Raw genomic sequence first — 20,314 nt, 5'->3', positions numbered from 1 at the left:
CCGACGGCTAAGATCGATGCAGGAAATTAGCCACCTTCAAGCGGCGCTACGCTGCCGCGGAACTCCGGAGACCAAATGTCTGAAGCAGTATCAACGCCCCGAAGTGTCCTCATCACGGGCGGAAACCGCGGGATCGGCCTGGCCATCGCAGAGTCCTTCCTTGCCAATGGAGACAAAGTTGCCGTGACGTACCGCAGTGAAACCGCACTTCCCGCGGGCATTCTTGGCGTCAAGGCCGATGTGACGGACGAGGCTTCCCTTGACGCGGCCTTCAAGGAGGTCGAGGCTGCCCACGGTCCCGTTGAAGTCTTGGTTGCCAACGCGGGGATCACCAAGGACACACTCCTTTTGCGGATGAGCGAGGACGACTTCACTTCTGTCATCGACACCAACCTCACGGGTGCCTTCCGGGTCATCAAGCGGGCCTCGAAGGGCATGATCCGCATGCGCAAGGGGCGGGTTGTGCTCATCTCCTCCGTGTCGGGTCTCTACGGTGCCCCGGGACAGATCAATTACTCGGCGTCGAAGGCGGGCATGGTGGGCATCGCCCGTTCCCTGACCCGCGAACTCGGCAGCCGAGGCATCACAGCGAACGTCGTGGCCCCGGGCTTCATCAACACGGACATGACTGCCGAACTTCCGGAAGAGACCCAAAAGTCCTATTTGGCAAGTGTTCCGGCGGGACGCTTCGCCGAAGCGTCCGAGGTCGCCAACGTGGTCCGTTGGATTGCCAGTGACGAAGCCGCGTACATCTCCGGGGCCGTGATCCCCGTGGACGGCGGCCTGGGCATGGGCCACTAGGGCCCGCTTCGCCGGCCAAGTCAGGGCTTGGACGACTAAACCTGCCCCGGGGATCTTTGTGGGGATCCCACAGGAGTCATCAGCAATCCCGCTGGCATGATTGACTCGGGACTAATAGAACTTGGACGTTTTGAACAAATTGAACGCTTTGAATCAAGGAGCACGAATGGGACTGTTGGACAACAAGACGGCGATCGTCACCGGTTCTTCACGCGGGATTGGCGCTGAAGTAGCCAAGATCCTGGCTGGAGAGGGTGCCGCCGTCGTCGTCAACTACCGTCAAAAGGCCCCGCGGGCCAACAAGGTGGTAGGCGAGATCCAGGCGGCCGGCGGCCGGGCCGTCGCCGTGGGCGCGGACCTGACCACCCAGGAGGGTGTCCAGTCGCTGGTCAGCGCCGCCATGGAGGAGTTCGGTTCGCTCAACGTCCTGGTACTCAACGCTTCGGGCGGCATGGAATCCGGCATGGAGGAGGACTACGCCCTCAAATTGAACCGGGATGCCCAGATCAACATGCTCAATGCCGCAGTTCCGCTGATGCCCGAAGGTTCCCGCGTGGTCTTCGTCACGAGCCACCAAGCGCACTTCGTGGAAACCGTTCCCACGATGCCCGAATACGAGCCGGTTGCCCGCAGCAAGCGCGCGGGCGAAGACGCATTGCGTGGACTGCTCCCGAACCTCGCCGAGAAGGGCATCTCCCTGGTAGTTGTTTCGGGGGACATGATTGAGGGCACCGTGACGGCAACGTTGCTGGACCGTTCCAACCCGGGCGCGATCGAGGCCCGCCGCGCCGAGGCCGGCAAGCTGTACTCCGTCGAGGAATTCGCCGCCGAGGTCGCCAAGATGGTTACTGCCGACGTCGAAAGCGGCCACACTGAATACGTTGGGGGCGCCGACTACTTCGGCAAAAGCGCCTGATCATTTTTTAGTGCATAAATCAGGGCACGAGGAAGCGGCCCGGGACTGGCTGAATCGCCCAGTCCCGGGCCGCTCTTGTGTTGCTTCTGTGGTGCTTGAATTCCAGTTAGACGCCCGCGATATGGCGGACCGCGTCCAGGTACGGCATATTAATGGCGGCATCAGCCACCGCTCTCACGGCCGGCTTGGCGTTGAAGGCGACGCCGATGCCCGCTGCGCCGAGCATGTCAAGGTCATTGGCGCCGTCGCCCACGGCAATCGTGTGCTCCAGGTCGATCCCTTCGGCAGCTGCCCACTCGCGCAGGTACTTCTCCTTGGCGGCGCGATCGATCACGTCGCCAAGCACCTTGCCTGTCAGCACGCCGTCGACGATCTCGAGTTCATTGGCGATCCAGTAATCCAGCCCGAGTTTTTCCGCGATGGGCTGCAGGATCTGGTTGAAACCCCCGGACACCACCGCCACCGCATGGCCGGCAGCCTTGAACGCGGCAACGAGTTCCGCCGCGCCTTCGCTGAGGCGCACCTCGGCCCGCACAGCGTCGACGACGGCGGCCGGTAGTCCTGCGAGCACCGCGACGCGGGCGTGAAGGCTCTGCGCGAAATCCAACTCGCCACGCATTGCTGCCTCCGTGACGGCCGTTACTTCCTCGCGTTTGCCGGCGTGCGCGGCAAGCAGTTCGATGACTTCCTGCTGGATCAGGGTGGAATCGACATCCATTATCAGGAACTTACGTGTTGCATCGCGCAGGGCGTCGGCGACGATCGCAGTGTCCATGCCGGGAGCTGCGGCGTCGGCGACCAGGCGGCGAATGCCGGACAAATCGGCAGCAGTGCTCCCGTCAACGGTCAAGCCAAGGATGCAGACCCCGAAACGCTCGTCCCCGGAACGCGACTCAGACGTCAAGGAAGCCCCCGAACCGGCCAGCACCTTGCGCAAGTGGTCAAGCTCCGAAGGGGACAAATTCACACCATAGCTGACCGCGGTCAAGTTCGAACTCATGGCTGCAATCTTAGCCAGCGTAGAAGCGCCGCCCGAATTCCTGTTTCATTCAAGGCGCCGCACAAACCGTGTGAGCGAAGTTTCGGTTATCTATCGCCCGCCTTTTTGTCCTAGTGTCTACTCCTATGAGTGATGTTCTTGAATTGGCTTCCGTCAGCGTTGTCCGAGGTAGCAAGATCCTGCTGGACAAGATCGACTGGCAAGTCAACGAAGGCGAACGCTGGGTCATCCTCGGCCCCAACGGTGCCGGCAAGACCACTCTGCTCCAGATCGCTGCCGCCCGGATGCATCCCACCAGCGGAAAAGCCGGAATCCTTGACGAGACGCTCGGCCGGGTCGATGTGTTTGAGCTCCGCCCGCGCATCGGCCTCTCCTCCGCGGCCTTGGCCACGCAGATTCCCGAACACGAAAACGTGCTGAACGTGGTGGTCACCGCCGCCTATGGTGTGACCGGCCGCTGGCGCGAGGGATACGAGCGCGACGATGAGCGACGAGCCTTCGGCCTTCTCAACGAGTGGGGCATGGGGCCGTTGCTGAACCGTTCCTTCGCATCGCTTTCCGAGGGCGAGCGCAAGCGCGTACAAATCGCCCGCGCCCTCATGACCGATCCCGAATTGCTCCTGCTCGACGAGCCAGCCGCGGGCCTGGACCTGGGCGGACGCGAGGAGCTCGTCCATAAGCTTGGTGAACTCGCCCGCGACGAGGACGCGCCTGCCATGGTTCTCGTCACCCACCACTTGGAAGAAGTGCCGCCGGGCTTCACCCACGCCATGTTGCTGCGCGACGGCGGAGTGGTTGCCGCGGGACCCATCGAAGAGGTCTTGACGGCGGAAAACCTCAGCGACACCTTCGGGCTGCCCCTGGACGTGAGCGAGAACTCCGGCCGCTACACGGCCACCGCCCGCCGCTAGGCCCGGGCACCAAGAAACTGTGGAGATCCTTAGCGGCATCCTGATCTTTTTCGCGGGCTTGTGGGCCGGAACCATCAATAGCGTGGTCGGCTCGGGCACGCTGGTGACGTTCCCGGTCCTCATCGCTTTGGGCTACGCACCCGTCACTGCGACCATCAGCAACGCCATGGGCCTCGTGGCGGGCAACGTCACCGGAGCCTGGGGCTACAGGCATGAGCTCCGGGGCAGGGGCCGCCAATTGCTTCGGCTCTTGCCCGCGTCCCTTCTCGGCGGCATTACGGGTGCGTGGCTGCTGCTGCACCTGCCGGAGAAGGTCTTCTACTACGCGGCTCCCATCCTGATTGTCGTCGCGCTGCTCATGGTCCTCTTCCAGCCCAAACTGCAACGATGGGTCCAGGACCGGGCAGGCAACCCGGAACACGCTATCCACGACAAGCGGCACACCGTGATTCTCGTGGTATTGGTGTACCTCGCCGGGGTCTATGGCGGCTATTTCGTCGCTGCCCAAGGCATCCTGCTGGTCGGCATCCTGGGTGTTTTCATGACGGGCACCATCCAGAACGCCAACGCGATGAAGAACATCCTGGTGTTGGCCGTCAACGTCGTGGCAGCGTGTTCCTACCTCTTGTTCGCCTTCGGCCGGATCGAGTGGCCAGTCGTGGCAATCATCGCAGCGAGCTCATTGATCGGTGGCCTCATCGGCTCCAAAGTGGGGCGGCGCTTGAAGCCCCTCGCGCTACGCATCGTGATCTTCGCCCTCGGCATCGTGGCCCTCGGCTTCATGATCACCAACCTGCTGAAATAGGAATCCGGTGACCTTCCACTACCTTGAAACCGCCGACGACCCGCGGGTTGCCGACTACACCCGACTCACGGATGTCCACCTTCGCAAGCTTCGCGAGCCGGAGGAAGGTATGTACATTGCCGAGTCGTCCCGAGTCCTGCGACGGGCCCTCGCGGCCGGGCACAAGCCCCGTTCCTTCTTCCTTGCGGAGAAGTGGCTGGAAGACCTCGACGACGTCTTCCAGCAGTTCCCTGACGTGCCGGTCTACATCGGCACGGCTTCCCTGCTCGAGGAAATCACGGGATTCCACCTGCACCGCGGTGCCATGGCCGCCATGCATCGCCCCGCTCCGGTGCCTCTCGAGGAGCTCCTCGCCGGGGCACACCGCGTGGCTGTCCTGGAGGACGTCGTCGACCACACGAACGTCGGTGCCATCTTCCGATCCGCGGCTGCGCTTGGCGTGGACGCCGTGTTGGTCTCGCCGCGCTGCGGGGATCCCCTGTACCGCCGCAGCGTCCGGGTGAGCATGGGCACCGTTTTCCAGGTGCCATGGGCTCGGCTTGAGTCCTGGCCGCGTGACCTCGAACGGCTCAAAGAGCAGGGCTTCACCGTGGCCGCCATGGAGCTGACCGACGACGCCGTGGACCTGGATGACCTCGCGGCAAGTAACCCCGGCAAACTCGCCCTCGTGCTCGGCACCGAAGGCGCGGGCATGAGCCCGGAGACGCTCGCCGTCGTCGACCTCGCAGTGAAGATTCCCATGCGCGCCGGCGTCGATTCGCTCAATGTCGCGGCCGCTTCCGCGGTGGCCTTCTGGGAACTGCGCCCGCGCACCTGATACGGCCGATGGGGTGGAACTATGCCCCGCGCGCCGGTTCGTGGCAAGGTGCAGTTTCCGCTATGATTGATTGTTGGCCCGGCACTGGGTATCTGTTATCAGTGTGCGGACCGAATCCATTCATACCTGGCAACTGGCAAAATCCAGCTGCGTGAACAAAAGGTCCCATTATGAAGTCTGATATCCACCCGAAGTACGAAGCTGTTGTTTTCAACGACCTGGCTTCCGGCGTCAAGTTCCTGACCAAGTCCACCGTGTCTTCCAAGAAGACCATCGAGTGGGAAGACGGAAACACCTACCCGGTCATCGACGTCGAAATCTCCTCGGAGTCCCACCCGTTCTACACGGGCAAGCAGCGCATCATGGACTCTGCAGGCCGCGTCGAGCGCTTCAACGCTCGCTTCAAGGGCTTCGGCGGCAAGAAGTAATCAACTTCACCTCCAAGCTTCTGTGAAAGCCCGCGCCCGTCGTATCTTCGGCGGCTGCGGGCTTTTGCGTTTTCCGGCAGGATGGAAAGCATGACTTCCACCATGCCATTCCAAAATGACGGCCCCCTGCTCCATGGCGAATACAAGGTCCCCGGCGGAAAACTTGTGGTTGTTGACCTCGACGTCTTGGACGGGCGGTTCGCGAACGTTTCGCTCAGCGGCGACTTCTTCCTGGAGCCGGACGAGGCCCTGCTGGAGATCAATCGGGCGCTCACGGGCCTTCCGGAAAGTTCGACGCCTGCAGAGATCTCCGCTGCGGTTACCGAGGCATTGCCTGCCGACACAGTCCTGTTCGGCTTTTCCGCCGACGCGGTCGCCGTTGCTGTCCGCAGGGCGCTGTCCAAGGCCAGCGGGTGGGCGGACCACCAGTGGGAGGTCATCCCGCCGTCGGTCCTTCCCACGCACCTCAACGTCGCGTTGGACGAGGTCCTCACGGCTCAGGTCGGGGCCGGGCTCCGCAACCCCACCTTGCGCTTCTGGGACTGGGAGGAGCCCTCAGTGGTGATCGGCAGCTTCCAGTCCTTCCGCAACGAGGTGGATCCCGACGGCGTCGCGCGCCACAGCATCACGGTGGTCCGCCGCATCAGCGGCGGGGGAGCGATGTTCATGGAGGCGGGCAACTGCATCACCTATTCGCTGTATGTGCCACAGAGCCTGGTCGACGGCATCAGCTTTGCCGATTCCTATGCCTTCCTGGACGCTTGGGTCATGGCGGCACTGGAACAGCTGGGCATCACTGCGTTCTACGTCCCCCTCAATGACATCGCCACCGAACAGGGCAAGATCGGCGGTGCCGCGCAGAAACGACTCGCGAATGGCGGGATGCTGCACCACGTCACCATGAGCTACGACATCGATGCCGACAAGATGGTGGACGTGTTGCGCATCGGTAAGGAGAAACTGTCCGACAAAGGCACCCGCAGTGCTAAGAAGCGCGTGGATCCACTGCGACGGCAAACCGGCCTCGCGCGGACGGAGATCATCAAAGCCATGCAGGAAGTTTTCACCGAGCGATACGGCGCCATGGAGTCCCGCATCACCGATGCGGAATTGGCAACAGCCCGGGAGCGGGTGCAGTCAAAATTCGGTACCGCGGAATGGCTACACCGGGTTCCCTAGGACTCGTCCCGTGGCTTGTGCCGTCAATGCGCGGAACATATGGCTCCGCTGTTCAATGATGATGCGCTGGAGCGCGCGCGGGGCGGCCGGGTGAGTGGCAAGCCAATCGTCCGTAAGCCGGAGCACCGGATGGTCCGCCGGAGCCATTCCCCCGGACAGGTCCTGGGCCGAGGGGAACAGTCCGCGCACAATCCGGCTCGCGATCTCGATGCTCCGGGACTGCCAGACACTTTCCAGACAATCGAAATATAGCCCGGCAAAACCGTCCAACAGGCCTGACGGGGCAAGGGAGAAGCCGGCGATCGTCGCGCTCAGGATCTCGTTCGAGAGCGTGGTGTTGTTGATTGCGGCATCCCATGCGGCTGCTTTGACTGCCGCCTCGGGACGGGCGGCAGCGGCCAACGCATGGCCTTCGCGTCCGGCAGCGGTGTGGTCCCGGGAAAGTTCGGCATCCAGTTCAGCGAGGCCCGCCGCCCCATTGGCTGCCAGCGCTTGCCACAGGCTCCACCGAAGATCCGCGTCCACCGTCAGTCCATCCACTGTGATGCTTCCCGAGAGGATACCGCGGAGGAACTCAACGTAGGCACTATCATGACGGGACAACTCGGCGAGGGTCCTCGCCCAAGCAAGTTGCTGGTCTGAACCCGGCCGGGAGGTGCGCAGCTGCATCGCGCTGCTCGCCATCAGTCTCTCCCGGACCTCGCCACGCTGCGGAGCCGGGATGTAACGCTCGACGGCGGTCACTGCGTTCCCCAAAACGTTCAGCAGCACGCCGATCCCTGATTCGGCAGGGGCGAAGCGTTCGACGGCGGCGACGTACAGCGCCGCCGGGGTAACGGCGTCGCGCGCTGAATCCCACAGGGCTGTCCAACACAACGCCCGGGCCATGGGATCGCTGAGGCGGTCCAAGGAGGAACGGACCGTTGCCTCGGACGCCGCATCCAGCCGGACCTTGGCGTAGCTGAGGTCGTCGTCGTTGACGAGGAGCAGGGCCGGGCGCGGCTTTCCTGCCAGTGCGTCCACTCTGGTCTCGGCCCCTTCAACGTCGATCTCGACGCTCTCGGTGCGGAGCAAGCTGCCGCCGTCGTCAAAATTGTAGAGACCGATCCTGAGCCTATGCGGGCGGTGTTCCTGCCTGCCTGTGGCCGGGTCTACGGAATCCTGGCGCAGGGCAACGGACCCCATGGCATCGCCGCTCCCGGAGATCTCCGCCGCAATGGTGGAGATCCCCGAGGTCTGCAGCCACTGCCGGGCCCACGTTCCAAGGTCCCGGCCCGATGCGGTGCCCAAGGCTTGGAGGAGGTCGGCGAGCGAGGTGTTGCCGTATTCATGATCCCTGAAGTACCGTCGCGAGCCGGCAATGAACGCCTCGAACCCGACGTAGGCCACCAATTGCTTGAGGACGGATGCGCCCTTGGCATAGGTAATGCCGTCGAAGTTCTGCTTGGCAGCTTCCAGGTCGGGGATATCCGCAACGATGGGGTGCGTCGTGGGCAACTGGTCCTGCACATAGGCCCAGGACTTGCGTTTGTTCGCGAAATTCACCCAGGCGCTGTCCCAGTCCGTGGCCTTGTCCACGCCTAGGGTGCCCATGTAGTCGGCGAAGGATTCCTTGAGCCAGAGATCATCCCACCAGGTCATCGTCACGAGGTCACCGAACCACATATGGGCCATCTCGTGCATGAGGGTATTGGCGCGGGCCTGGTATTGCGCATCCGTGGCCCGCGACGTGAAGACGTACTTCTCGGTGAAGGTGACCAGTCCGGGATTTTCCATGGCACCAAGGTTGTATTCGGGCACGAACGCCTGATCGTACTTGCCCCAGGGATAGGGATAGTCGAAGAGCTCGTTGAAGAAGTCCAAGCCCTTCTTCGTCAAGCGGAAAAGTTCGGCCGCGTCGAAGGACTCCTGCATCGACGCGCGGCAGTAAAGCGCCAGCGGAACCTCGAGGCTGGTCCCGTCGTCGAGCGTCTTGCTCCAGTGATCCGTGGCGCGGAAATAGGGGCCGGCCAGGACGGTGGTGATGTAGGTGGACATCCGCTTGGTGGTGGCGAAGTCCCAGCGGCTCGTGGCAGGATCGCTGGTCAGTTGCGTTCGGGCGGCTTCGGCGCCGTTCGAAGCCACCTGCCACCCGGACGGCGCCATGACATGGAAGGTGAATTCGGCTTTCAGGTCCGGTTGCTCGAAATTCGCGAAGACGCGGCGGGCATCCGCCGGTTCATATTGTGTGTAGAGGTAGCACTGTCCGTCGGCCGGATCGACGAAGCGGTGCAGTCCTTCCCCGGACCGGCTGTAAAGGGCCGTACCGGTGATGGTGACTTGATTTTCGGGCTGAAGGTTTTCGAGGCGGATCCTGTCGCCGTCCACCACCGCAGCGACGTCAAGTCCTTTCCCATTGAGGAAGACGCTGTGCACTCCGCCGTGGATGAAGTCCAAGAACGTGGACGCGCCGGGCTCGGCGGAGAAGTTGATGACGCTGCGGCTTGTGTACCCGGCCACCTCGGGGTCCGCTGCTTCGCGGACGTCGAGTGAGACATCGTAGCTGTGGGTGCTGATCAGGGCTGAACGGGTGGCGGCCTCAGCGCACGCCAGATTGTGATTCGACACTCAACTATCTAATCATGAGCCCTGCGGCGCCCAAGCCCAGCAACGCGATGAGGAGCCAGGAGCCCAGGGCAACCAGCACTGCGCGGACCCCGGTGTGCAACAACGTGCGGATGCGGACCGCCGAACCCAGCCCGAACAAGGCGGAGCTAGCAGTATGTCCTGGATTCCTCCCGCGGCCTCCAGAACGCCCGGGCTGAGCCAACCCAGTGAACGGGCAGCTACCATGGCGATGAATCCAAGGACGAAAAGGGGAACGATCGGTGGGAACTTGCCGTCGTCGTTCGCCTCGATGCCGTTGCGCGACTTCCGCCCCATGGACCATCGTTGCGTGAGGCCGTACGGCAACGACGGGGGCCAGGAGGATCACGCGCGTCAGTTTCACGACGACGGCGAGTCCCACGGCCGCCGGACCGGCAGTCTGTGCGGTGGCAACCACTTGACCCACGTCGTGGACTGAGGCGCCGGTCCATGCGCCGAACCGTTCCGGGGTCAGCCCCATGGCACCATCCCGTGGAAGCTTTAATAAGCGGGCGAGCCCATACGTGCCGGCGAAACTGAGGAGTACGACGGCGGCAATCAGCACGAGCGCGAACCCGCCAAGGTCAAGGACGTCCACAACACTGACCTTCAAGCCCAGCAGGACGATGCCTGCCCGCATGTGGTGCTTGCCGGCGAAGTCCAGGCCCGGGCGGGCGCGTCCGGCGGCCCATGCCGCCGTGCCCGGTATATTTGCAGCTAGCAAACCCAGCGCTACAGCCGCCGTCATGGCAGGGATGGGGGAAATCAGGGTGTGGACAATGAAGGCAAGCCCAGTGGCTGCCACTGCCATGACAATCCCTGCTCCCACTCGGGAGACGGGTGCCGGAAGACGCTTGGGGTGCATTCGTCAACCTTGAAGCATGCAAGAGGTGGAACGCGAACCGGGATCGAACCTGGAGTCGCAAAATGCAGGACGCGAAATGTGTTCGTAATCGAAAAGGTGATTGTCTGAATCCCATGTCTGAGCTATTCCGGGATTACTCCGAGGCCGCCGCCCGTTCCGGCGCCTACGACGAAATGTTCACCCCGGGCACGATTGCCCGAAAATCCTACGGCCAGGTAGACGGCGCGCTTCGCGAGCTTTCGCTTGCCGATGTGAGTGCTCGTGCCGAGTCGATGGCGCGGACCTTCCTGGACCGCGGCGTGACCTTCGATTATGCGGGGGAGGAGCGGCCCTTCCCTTTGGATATCGTGCCGCGGGTGATTCCGGCTGATGAGTGGGATGTTCTGGAGCGTGGGGTAGCGCAGCGTGTGCGCGCGCTTGAAGCATTCCTGGACGATGTCTACGGGCGGATGGCGGTGGTCGCGGACGGTGTGGTGCCCCGTGCTTTGGTGACCACAAGTGCGCACTTCCACCGGGCGGTCCATGGATTCGAGCCGGCCGGTGGCGTGCGCGTGCACGTGTCCGGCATCGACGTGGTCCGTGATGCGGCAGGCACGTTCCGGGTGCTGGAGGACAACGTGAGGGTCCCTTCGGGAGTGTCGTATGTGCTGGAGAACCGGCGGGCGATGGCGAAGGGTCTGCCGGAGGCCTTCGGGCAGCAACACATCCGGCCCGTGGAGGAATACCCGCGCCGCTTGCTGTCGGCCCTCCGGAAGACGGCGCCGTCAGGGGTCGATGACCCGACAGTCGTGGTGTTGACGCCCGGGGTCTTCAACAGCGCGTACTTCGAACACACGCTGCTGGCGGGTTTGATGGGCGTGGAACTGGTGGAAGGCAGGGACCTTATCTGCCGTGGAAACCGGGTATACATGCGGACCACGGCCGGTGAACAGCGCGTGGATGTGATTTACAAGCGCATTGACGACGAATTCCTGGATCCGTTGCAGTTCCGCTCGGATTCCATGCTCGGATGTCCGGGACTGGTGAACGCAGCCCGGGCCGGCGGGGTGACGATCGCGAACGCGGTCGGCAACGGGGTGGCCGATGACAAGCTGGTCTATTCCTATGTTCCCGATCTGATTCGCTATTACCTGCACGAAGAGCCGGTCATCGCCAATGTGGAGACGTTCCGGCTGGAAGAGAAAGAAGCCCGCGAGCAAGTCCTGGACCGCCTTGAGGAACTCGTGGTCAAGCCGGTGGATGGTTCCGGCGGCAAGGGCCTGGTGATCGGTCCTGATGCTTCACGCGAGGAGCTGGATGCTTTGCGGAAGCGGGTGTTGGCGGATCCCCGGGGATGGATCGCCCAACCGGTGCTGCAGCTCTCCACCGTGCCTACGCTCGCCGGGGACCGGTTCGGTCCACGGCATGTGGACTTGCGTCCATTTGCGGTCAACGACGGCGACGACGTCTGGGTGCTGCCCGGTGGCCTGACCCGGGTGGCCCTTAAGGAAGGCTCGCTGATCGTGAATTCATCCCAGGGTGGTGGCTCCAAAGACACCTGGGTGCTTTCGGATTCCCCGCAACTGCCCGCCGCGGAGATGCCCCGATCCTCCATCACGGTCCGCGAACAGGTCTCGGTCTGGCCAGTCGAAAGCAACTGGCGGGACCGGCAATCGGACCAACAGCAGTGATCCGTCACGCCATGTCCGGACCGGTTACATTCATCGTCGCAACGCAGGACCCGAAGGAGGCACAGCCCCATGCTGAGCCGTATTGCTGAATCCCTTTTCTGGATCGGCCGCTATGTTGAGCGGGCCGACGGAACGGCCAGGATCCTGGACGTCCATCTCGAACGCCTGAACCACCTTCCGCTCGAGGAGCAGCGGAGTGTGGCCAGGGAACTGCTTGCCGTCATGGGCGCCCGTCCCCAGAGCGAAGAATTCGGCCTGCCCGAGCTGCTCCATGCCCTCGCCTACGACAAGACGAGTGCAACGTCCATTGCCGGTTCGCTGAGCGCTGCGCGGGAGAATGCGCGTCGGGCACGCGAGACGGTGTCCTCTTCGCTGTGGGAAAGCCTCAACACCACGTACTACGGGCTGAACCAGCACCGTAAGGATGTGGTGGGAACGTACCGTTTCTGCAACTGGGTGCTGGAACGCACCGCCATGGTCAGGGGCCTCGCGGACACCACGGTGAGCCACGACGAAAGCTGGCTCTTCCTGGTCCTGGGCCGCTCGCTCGAACGCGCCGACATGACTGCGCGCATGCTGTCCACCCGGGATGTCCTGTCCGCCGGAATGTCCTGGGTGAACATGCTGCGCTGTGCTGGCGCTTACGAGTCGTTCCTGCGGACCCGGCGGGCGGCCTTCGGAGACCAACACGCCGCCGAATTCCTTTTGCTGGACCGCTTGTTCCCACGCTCCATCGTTTTCGCCTTGCGCGACGCCGATGAGTGCCTCGCCAAGCTGGATCCCTCCGCCCAGCGGGTGGGCTTCATTAATGACGCCCGTCGGATCGTCGGCCAGGCCCGCACCTTCCTTGAGTTCCACCGCACGGACGACCTCATGTCCGAGCTGCCCGAGCATATGGACCGGGTGCAGAAGGCGGTCACTCAGGCCTCCGACGCGATTTCACGTAAGTACTTCAATCAGGCGGATGAACTGGCCTGGGTGGGAGAAGTTTCATGACCCGGCTGAGCATCGTCCACAAGACGGCCTACAAATACAACCGCAGAGTGACCTTGTCGTACAACGAGGCACGCATGACGCCTTTGACTGATCCGCAGCAAGTGGTGCTTGAATCCTCGTTGAAGATTACGCCGTCGCAAGCTGCCGTGAGCACCTACCGCGACTATTGGGGCACCAGGGTGACCGGTTTCGACATGCAGATGCCGCACGAGCGCCTCGAAGTCGTGGCCACCACCACCGTCGAGGTCCATCGGGTGGAACGGGTGGCCTTGGACGAAGAGATCGTTGGCTGGGATGTGCTGGCCTCGGACGAGATCCGGGACCAGTTCAGTGACTGGCTGCCGCAATCGCAGCTGAGCGGGCCCGGCGAGGAAGTCCTTGGCATCGTTCCCACAGTCGTCGCCGGCAAGAACCCTCATGAGACAGCCATGGCGATCTTCGAATGGATGCACGGCGAAATGAGTTACGTGAAAGGCACCACGGGCGTGACCACCAACGCCGAGCAGGCCTGGAACCAGCGTCAAGGAGTCTGCCAGGACCTCGCGCATCTGGCCATCGGCTCGCTTCGCAGCTGCGGCATTCCTGCACGGTACGTGTCCGGTTATATCCATCCGCGTCCGGCGGCGCAGATCGGCGAGACGGTCGCTGGCCAGTCTCATGCTTGGCTGGAATGGTGGGACGGAGAATGGCGTAGCTGGGACCCCACCAACCACAAGCCCGCGGGCGATCTCCACGTCACTGTGGCCCGCGGTCGGGACTACCGGGATGTTCCTCCCTTGAAGGGCATCCTGTCCGGGGGCGGCGGCTCGGGCCTTACGGTGACGGTCGAGATCACCCGACTGACCTAACGGGCCCGGGGCCCTCCACCTGGATTACCAGGGGGAGGGCTTGTAGTCCTTCAGGAAGACACCGTACTGGTCTTCGCCGTTTTCGCCCATCACTATGGGGTCGTAGACGCGGGCCGCGCCATCCACCAAGTCGAGCGGTGCGTGGAAGCCTTCCTCCATGAGCCGGACTTTGGTGTAATGCGGTCGTTCGTCGGTGATCCAGCCGGTGTCGACGGCGGTCATCAGGATCCCGTCAGTGTCCAGCATCTCTTGCGCGCTGGTTCGCGTCATCATGTTCAACGCAGCCTTCGCCATGTTGGTATGCGGGTGCCCGGGGCCCTTGTAAGCGCGGGAGAACTGCCCTTCCATGGCCGAGACGTTCACGATGTACTTCCGATGTGCAGTGGAGCGCTTCATCGCCCCGCGGAGACGGCTGACCAAGAGGAAAGGTGCCGTGACATTGCAGAGTTGAACCTCAAGCAATTCCAAGGGATCAACCTCGTCCAGTACTTGCGTCCAGCTGTTGATGGTCGCAAGGTCAGGAACCAAGCCGCCGGCGTCGATCGCGGTCCCCATGGTGATTCGCTCCAATGACGCCGACCCGGTGGACAACGCGAGTGAGGTAATCGCATCACCTGCCAGCACGGGATGATCGGTGACGCTTTGGGTGATGGCCAAGGGGTGCTTGTCGTGGGCATGGCCGAAGGTGACCAGCTCCGGACCGCCGTTGGCTGCCTGAAGGGCCTCGGGCAGTGGCTCATCCTCGGCATCGACGAGGGGCTTGTACGCATTCCCGGAGCGCCGGACCGTTTGCGCGGCGTTGTTGATGATGATGTCGAGCGGGCCGGCTTCGTTGAGGGAGTCCGTGAGCGCCATGACCTGTGAGGGATCCCGGAGGTCGATGCCCACAATCCTGAGTCGGTGCAGCCAGTCCGCGCTGTCCTCCATGGCGGCAAAGCGGCGTGCGGCGTCCTTGGGGAAACGCGTTGTGATGGTGGTGTGTGCGCCGTCGCGGAGAAGTCGGAGGGCGATGTACATGCCGATCTTGGCGCGTCCGCCCGTGAGCAGGGCGCGTCGTCCGCTGAGGTCCGTGCGGGCATCACGCTTGCTATGGCTGAACGCCGCGCATTCCGGACACAACTGATGGTAGAAGGCGTCTACCTGCGTGTAATGCTGCTTGCAGATGTAGCAGGGCCTGGAGCGGATGAGGTGGCCGGCGATCTCGCCTGTGGCCGACGTAGCTAGTTTGTTGCCGCGGGTCTCGTCGTCGATCCTGTCTGGTGCAGCGGTGGCGGTCAGCGAGAGGACAGCGCGGTCCGCTTCGGCGATCTCGTCCCGTTTGGTGACCCGGCGATGGCGCTTGACAGCCTTGAACATCTTTCCCGTGGCACGGCGGACGGCGAGGTAGTCAGGGTGCTCCTCGTCGTAGGCGTGGATCGTGTTCAAGACCTTGAGGCAGGCCTGGATCTCTTCAGGCGTCAAATCGGCGGGGCTCATTGGCTCAATTTTACAGTGTCGGGCAGAACAAAGCCTCCTCGGCGACGGCGGCTGGACGCGCCTGCTGTCGCCGGGGAGGCCGGGCGCTGTTCTAACTCCTGGGTTCCTCGCTAGACCTCAACCGAGGAAGCCTGGATTTTGGTGACCTGCTCTGCGGAATCCCGGATATCGGGGAACTTCTCCGTGGCAGCTTTGATTGCTTCCGGTACGGAGCGCCGGTATTCGGCCGCCAAGGCAAGCTCTGAAGCGTCAGGCTCCGGTACCACCTGGTCCTTGGCGAGTACCGTGATTCCGGATTCGGTGACCTTGAAGCCGCGTGCACGGTCGAGATCAGCGTCCAAACCGATGGTTGCCCCGGCGGGGATCTTCACGTTCTTGTCGATGATTGCGCGCTTCACCACGGCGCCGCCACCGACGCGTACCTTGTCCATCAGTACCGAGTCCTGGATCCTGCTGGCCGTTCCCACGTAGACGTCGTTGGAGAGGACGGACCCTTCAACGATTCCTCCGGAGATCACCGAGCCGCTGGCCACGATGGAATCCAGGGCCGTGCCGACCGTGTTGTTGTCGCCGCGGACGAATTTGGCGGGCGGTGAAATGCTCTGCCGTGTGTAGATGGGCCATTCCGAGTTGTACAGGTTGAAGACGGGGACGGGCGAAATCAAGTCCATGTGGGCGTCATAGAACGAATCGATCGTACCTACATCGCGCCAGTAGGTGCGGTCCCGTTCGGTGGATCCGGGAATGTCGTTGAGGGTGAAGTCGTAGACCCCGGCCTCTCCTTGGGACACGAAGTAGGGGATGATGTCTCCGCCCATGTCGTGTTTGGTATCCAGACGCTCCGCATCGATGCGAAGGGCTTCCACCAGGGCGTCGGCATTAAAAACGTAGTTGCCCATGGAGGCAAGGAACTGCGTGGGGTCGGCTGCGAGGCCTTCCGTTTCAGCGGGCTTTTCGACGAATGCCGAGATCTTCTGGGGATCGTTCTTGTCTACCTCGATCACACCGAACTGGTTGGCCATGTTGAGGGGCTGGCGGACCGCTGCGACCGTGGCCTTGGCCCCGCTGGCTACGTGCTGCTGGACCATCTGCTGGAAGTCCATGCGGTAGACGTGGTCGGCTCCGACTACCACCACGATGTCGGGATTGGCGTCGTGAATCAGGTTCAGGGACTGGTAGATTGCGTTTGCGCTGCCTAGGAACCAGCTCTTGCCAACGCGCTGCTGCGCGGGAACGGAAGCGACGTATCTGCCCAGCTGGGTGGACATTCGCCAGGTCTCGGAAATGTGGCGGTCAAGACTGTGCGACTTGTATTGGGTCAATACGACGATCTGCAGGTACCCGGAATTGACCAGATTCGAGAGAGCGAAATCGATCAGTCGATAGCCTCCCGCAAACGGCACCGCAGGTTTTGCCCTGTCTGCCGTCAATGGCATGAGGCGGTTTCCCTCGCCGCCAGCCAACACAATTGACAATACTTTCTTCAACGCCATGGTGTTTGCTCTCCCTGTACGTCTTTGTAGCCCCCGTAAAAAGCCCGGGTTGCCGGACCCTTTCACACTAGAACACATACTCGGGAAGGACTACGTTAGGTAGCGTGCGCGTAGACATTGTGACTAAAGAGTTTCCACCCGAAATCTATGGCGGGGCCGGTGTGCATGTTGCCGAGCTCAGCCGCGTCTTGGCCAAGCACGTGGATCTGCAGGTGCGCGCCTTTGGGGCGCCCCGTGATGCGGACTTCCATGGAGCAACGGTGACGTCGTATTCCACACCGGAAGATCTGAGCGAGGCCAATGCCGCCCTTCAAACGCTCGGGGTGGATTTGCGTATCGTGCCGGACATCGCCGGAGCGGACTTGGTCCACTCCCATACTTGGTATGCCAACATGGCGGGCCACCTGGCGTCGCTGCTGCATGGCATCCCCCATGTCCTCAGCGCCCATAGCCTGGAGCCCCTGAGGCCGTGGAAAGCTGAGCAGTTGGGCGGTGGCTACGCTCTGTCTTCGTGGGTTGAAAAGACTGCGTACGAGGCAGCGGCAGCCATCATCGCCGTCTCGGAGGGCATGCGGCAGGACATCCTGCGCAGCTATCCGAACGTGGACCCGGCCAAGGTCCGTGTGGTCCACAACGGCATCGACGTCGACATGTGGCAGCCGGACAACGGCGAGGACGCAATTCGCGCCCTCGGTATGGACCCGGCCAAGCCCAGCGTGGTGTTCGTGGGGCGCAATACGCGACAGAAGGGCGTGCCCTATCTTCTGAAAGCGGCCGCAAGCTTGCCGGAAGACGTTCAGCTTGTCCTCTGCCTCGGGGCAGCGGACACCCCGGAACTTGCCGCGGAGACGGCCCGGCTGATCGAGGAACTTCAGGGCAAGCGCGAGGGTGTGCTGCTAATCGAACGCATGCTTCCCCGCCATGAGCTCATCCAGGTCCTCAGCCACGCGACCGCCTTCGCTTGCCCGTCGATCTACGAGCCCCTCGGCATCGTCAACCTCGAGGCCATGGCGTGTGGTGCAGCCGTGGTGGCGAGTGCCACGGGAGGTATCCCCGAAGTGGTCCAGCACGGTGAAACAGGCTTGCTCGTGGAGCTGGAGCAGGTCACGGATGGTACTGGAACGCCGTTGGATCCCGAGAAGTTCGTCGCAGACTTTGCTGCCGCACTCAATGAGGTTGTGTCCGATCCCGCGCGGGCCAAGGTCATGGGCGCTGCGGGCCGGGTTCGGGCGGAGCAGCACTTCTCTTGGGAATCGATCACGGAAACGACACTTGAGGTCTACCGCTCGGTCCTCGCCCCCTAGCCTTTAACCCAGGAGCCCAACTAGCTCGCAGTTGTTGTCGTTCTGGGCCCCCAGAACGACAACAACTGCGAGTCACTTGGGGCGAAACGACGACGGCGAAGACTTCTTCCCCTTCGAAGCGAGCAAGGTCTTCTCATCCGAGGGCGCCTTGCCGCTCGCCCGCTGTGCCTGGAAGTAGCCGCGGGCTTCGTCTTGGCGCTCTTTCTCGGCTCCGAACGCAATGGCCGCCCGCAAGTGTTCAGGGCCGTAGCCGAAGGAATCGACCAGGTCGAGTGCGTGGGGACGGATCTTGAGGAGCAGCCTGTTGATGTAGGCACCCACGGTGCGCCCGCGTTGCATGGAGAGGCGACCGTTCATGAGGTACCAGGACAGGTGCTTTTCGATGAGCGAGAGGCCAAAGAGATCGCGAAGCCATGTCAGGACCTGGCGGGTGCCCGGATCCGTGACCTTGCCGAGGGCTTCGGTGAACGCTTCCCATTGCAGGAGTTCGGCGTGTGCCTGGGCGGCATCTATCAGCTCGTCCTGATGTTGGTTGAACAATGCCGCGGCCTGGTGCTGGGGAAGCTTGTTCGCGCCCTTGAGTGCCGAGCCGATCTCCGCGACCATGGATTGGACACGATCGGTCAGCAGTGTGCGTTGGCCTTCTTCATCGCGTAGGGCCAGCGCTGCCTTCTGGACGGATCCTGTGTCTGCCACGAACTGCGCCACTTGCCGTAGCCCGGTGCGGTGGAAGGCCACATCAGTGGCTTGGGCAACCACGAAGCGGGCCAACACGCCAAAGTCCACGTTGCGGAACTCCTTGGCATAATCTGCCAGCAGCCGTTTTGCGACGAGCTGGAGAAGCACGGTGTTGTCGCCCTCGAAAGTGGCGTATACATCCAGGTCCGCGCGCAGCGAGGCAAAGCGGTTTTCACTGAGGAACCCTGCGCCGCCACATGCCTCGCGGCACTCCTGGAGCGTGTCGAGGGCATGCCAGGTGCTCATGGGCTTGAGGGCTGCTGCAAGGGTCTCGAGGTCTTGGCGGTCGGCATCGGTGTCGTGCCGGCCGGAGAAGACGTCGTCGAACTTCTCGAGCAGCTGCTCGTGTGCGAAGCTCGTCGCAAAGGTGGTGGCCAGCCGGGTGAACAGCCGGCGTTGATGCCGCTGGTAGTCCAGCAGGACTTCTTCGTCGGTGGGGGAGGCCGCGTTGAACTGCCGCCGTTCGGTGGCGTAACGGATGGCTGTGGTCAGGGCAACCTTGCTCGCAGCCACTGCAGCGCCGTCGAGGGAGACACGCCCCTGCACCAGGGTGCCGAGCATCGTAAAGAAGCGCCGTCCCGGGCTGGCAATCGGGGAGGTGTACTCGCCTTCGGGGGATACATTGCCGTAGCGGTTGAGCAGGTGTGTGCGCGGTACCCGGACATCGCTGAAGTGCAGGCGGCCATTGTCGATGCCGTTGAGGCCACCTTTGAGGCCGTCGTCCTCACCGCCGATGCCGGGCAGGAACTCTTTCGTGTCCGGGTCTCTCAGCTGGACATAGAACGCGTGCACGCCGTGGTTGACGTTGCGGGTCACCAATTGGGCGAACACGACGGCGGCGAGGCCATCCACAGCTGCGTTGCCGATGTAGTCCTTCCATGCGGCACGGAACGGCGTGTTGATGACGAACTCCTGAGTGGCCTCGTCATAGCTTGCCGTGGTGGCGATGCTGGCGACATCGGAGCCATGGCCGGTTTCGGTCATGGCAAAGCAACCGGGGATCTCGAGGTTCATGATTCCGGGCAGCCATCGTTCCTGGTGTTCTTCCGTGCCGAGGTGCATGACGGCCGAACCGAAGAGCCCCCACTGGACGCCGGCTTTGATTTGGAGTGAAGGATCGGCGGTGACGAGTTCCTCGAAGCCTGCGATGTTGCCGCCGTGGTCATCCGAGCCCCCCAGGCTTGCGGGGAAAGCCCGGTGCACAGCGTTGTTTTCCACGAGGTACTTGAGCTGCCCGAACACACGCTTTCGATGTTCGCTATGCGTCAGGCCTTCGATCTTGTGTACCTCGGGGCGGCCGGCGACGTCGCGCGCGGTGCGCCTGATGTGGGCCCACTTGCCCAGCAGCAATTCGCCAAGTGCCGTTACGTCAACAAGGGGCGCGGCGGCCGTTGCGGCAGCTTCCCGGCTGGAGGAGGTGCGGTCCACTACTTCAGTCATGG

General features: G+C 62.9%; 16 protein-coding genes and 1 pseudogene. 11 read left to right on the top strand and 6 right to left on the bottom strand.

The window, feature by feature from the left end:
* Positions 1-75 precede the first annotated feature (75 nt).
* Both A3M3_RS0116905 and A3M3_RS0116900 read left to right on the top strand, forming a co-directional pair.
* The gene (locus tag A3M3_RS0116905) at positions 76-801 is read left to right on the top strand and encodes a beta-ketoacyl-ACP reductase (RefSeq protein WP_028267317.1); all 726 of its coding nucleotides are present in this window, start codon (positions 76-78) and stop codon (positions 799-801) included.
* Positions 802-967: 166 nt separating this feature from the next.
* Positions 968-1,717 (top strand): SDR family oxidoreductase, encoded by a 750-nt coding sequence (locus A3M3_RS0116900; RefSeq protein WP_028267316.1) that lies wholly within the window; start codon positions 968-970, stop codon positions 1,715-1,717.
* 106 nt (positions 1,718-1,823) lie between these two features.
* On the opposite strand, the gene serB is transcribed toward A3M3_RS0116900, so the two are convergent.
* Positions 1,824-2,717, bottom strand: a complete 894-nt coding sequence (gene serB / locus A3M3_RS0116895) for a phosphoserine phosphatase SerB (RefSeq protein WP_028267315.1) — start codon at positions 2,715-2,717, stop codon at positions 1,824-1,826.
* Positions 2,718-2,842: 125 nt separating this feature from the next.
* On the opposite strand from serB, the gene A3M3_RS0116890 reads away from it, so the two are divergent.
* The 5 genes from A3M3_RS0116890 (at position 2,843) to A3M3_RS0116870 (ending at position 6,857) form a co-directional block, all read left to right on the top strand.
* Positions 2,843-3,628, top strand: coding sequence for an ABC transporter ATP-binding protein (locus A3M3_RS0116890; RefSeq protein ID WP_028267314.1), 786 nt, complete (start codon positions 2,843-2,845; stop codon positions 3,626-3,628).
* Positions 3,629-3,647: 19 nt separating this feature from the next.
* Positions 3,648-4,433, top strand: coding sequence for a sulfite exporter TauE/SafE family protein (locus A3M3_RS0116885; protein WP_028267313.1), 786 nt, complete (start codon positions 3,648-3,650; stop codon positions 4,431-4,433).
* 7 nt (positions 4,434-4,440) lie between these two features.
* On the top strand, positions 4,441-5,250 hold the full coding sequence (locus A3M3_RS0116880; protein WP_028267312.1) for a TrmH family RNA methyltransferase: 810 nt from the start codon (positions 4,441-4,443) through the stop codon (positions 5,248-5,250).
* A gap of 170 nt (positions 5,251-5,420) precedes the next feature.
* Complete coding sequence (locus A3M3_RS0116875; protein WP_028267311.1) at positions 5,421-5,678, top strand: type B 50S ribosomal protein L31; 258 nt, start codon at positions 5,421-5,423, stop codon at positions 5,676-5,678.
* An 81-nt stretch (positions 5,679-5,759) separates the two neighbouring features.
* Positions 5,760-6,857, top strand: coding sequence for a lipoyl protein ligase domain-containing protein (locus A3M3_RS0116870; protein WP_028267310.1), 1,098 nt, complete (start codon positions 5,760-5,762; stop codon positions 6,855-6,857).
* Here A3M3_RS0116870 and pepN read toward each other — a convergent pair.
* Both pepN and A3M3_RS25675 read right to left on the bottom strand, forming a co-directional pair.
* On the bottom strand, positions 6,840-9,464 hold the full coding sequence (gene pepN / locus A3M3_RS0116865) for an aminopeptidase N (protein ID WP_028267309.1): 2,625 nt from the start codon (positions 9,462-9,464) through the stop codon (positions 6,840-6,842). The genes A3M3_RS0116870 and pepN overlap by 18 nt on opposite strands.
* 4 nt (positions 9,465-9,468) lie before the next feature.
* A pseudogene (locus A3M3_RS25675) lies at positions 9,469-10,347 on the bottom strand (YeiH family protein).
* A gap of 113 nt (positions 10,348-10,460) precedes the next feature.
* On the opposite strand from A3M3_RS25675, the gene A3M3_RS0116855 reads away from it, so the two are divergent.
* The 3 genes from A3M3_RS0116855 to A3M3_RS0116845 all read left to right on the top strand — a co-directional run bounded on the left by A3M3_RS0116855 (position 10,461) and on the right by A3M3_RS0116845 (position 13,861).
* Complete coding sequence (locus A3M3_RS0116855; RefSeq protein ID WP_028267308.1) at positions 10,461-12,017, top strand: circularly permuted type 2 ATP-grasp protein; 1,557 nt, start codon at positions 10,461-10,463, stop codon at positions 12,015-12,017.
* Between the two features lie 69 nt (positions 12,018-12,086).
* Positions 12,087-13,013, top strand: a complete 927-nt coding sequence (locus tag A3M3_RS0116850; RefSeq protein ID WP_028267307.1) for an alpha-E domain-containing protein — start codon at positions 12,087-12,089, stop codon at positions 13,011-13,013.
* On the top strand, positions 13,010-13,861 hold the full coding sequence (locus tag A3M3_RS0116845) for a transglutaminase family protein (protein WP_028267306.1): 852 nt from the start codon (positions 13,010-13,012) through the stop codon (positions 13,859-13,861). Before A3M3_RS0116850 ends, A3M3_RS0116845 begins: the two co-directional genes overlap by 4 nt.
* Positions 13,862-13,885: 24 nt before the next feature.
* Here A3M3_RS0116845 and A3M3_RS0116840 read toward each other — a convergent pair whose 3' ends face one another.
* A complete protein-coding gene (locus A3M3_RS0116840) occupies positions 13,886-15,337 on the bottom strand; it encodes an SDR family NAD(P)-dependent oxidoreductase (RefSeq protein ID WP_028267305.1) in 1,452 nt (483 codons plus the stop codon).
* A gap of 110 nt (positions 15,338-15,447) precedes the next feature.
* Positions 15,448-16,830, bottom strand: coding sequence for a glucose-1-phosphate adenylyltransferase (gene glgC / locus A3M3_RS0116835; RefSeq protein WP_028267304.1), 1,383 nt, complete (start codon positions 16,828-16,830; stop codon positions 15,448-15,450).
* Positions 16,831-16,934: 104 nt separating this feature from the next.
* Here glgC and glgA point away from each other — a divergent pair, with 104 nt between their 5' ends.
* Positions 16,935-18,134: a glycogen synthase gene (gene glgA, locus A3M3_RS0116830; protein WP_035741959.1), complete on the top strand. Its 1,200-nt coding sequence runs from the start codon at positions 16,935-16,937 to the stop codon at positions 18,132-18,134.
* Between the two features lie 72 nt (positions 18,135-18,206).
* Here glgA and A3M3_RS0116825 read toward each other — a convergent pair whose 3' ends face one another.
* Complete coding sequence (locus A3M3_RS0116825) at positions 18,207-20,312, bottom strand: acyl-CoA dehydrogenase family protein (protein WP_028267302.1); 2,106 nt, start codon at positions 20,310-20,312, stop codon at positions 18,207-18,209.
* Between the last annotated feature and the right edge of the window lie 2 nt (positions 20,313-20,314).

The sequence above is a fragment of the Arthrobacter sp. MA-N2 genome, assembly GCF_000517125.1.
Classification (GTDB): domain Bacteria; phylum Actinomycetota; class Actinomycetes; order Actinomycetales; family Micrococcaceae; genus Arthrobacter; species Arthrobacter methylotrophus.
The sequence above is the reverse complement of the archived record's forward strand: the minus strand, read 5'-3'. Positions and strand labels throughout refer to the sequence as shown.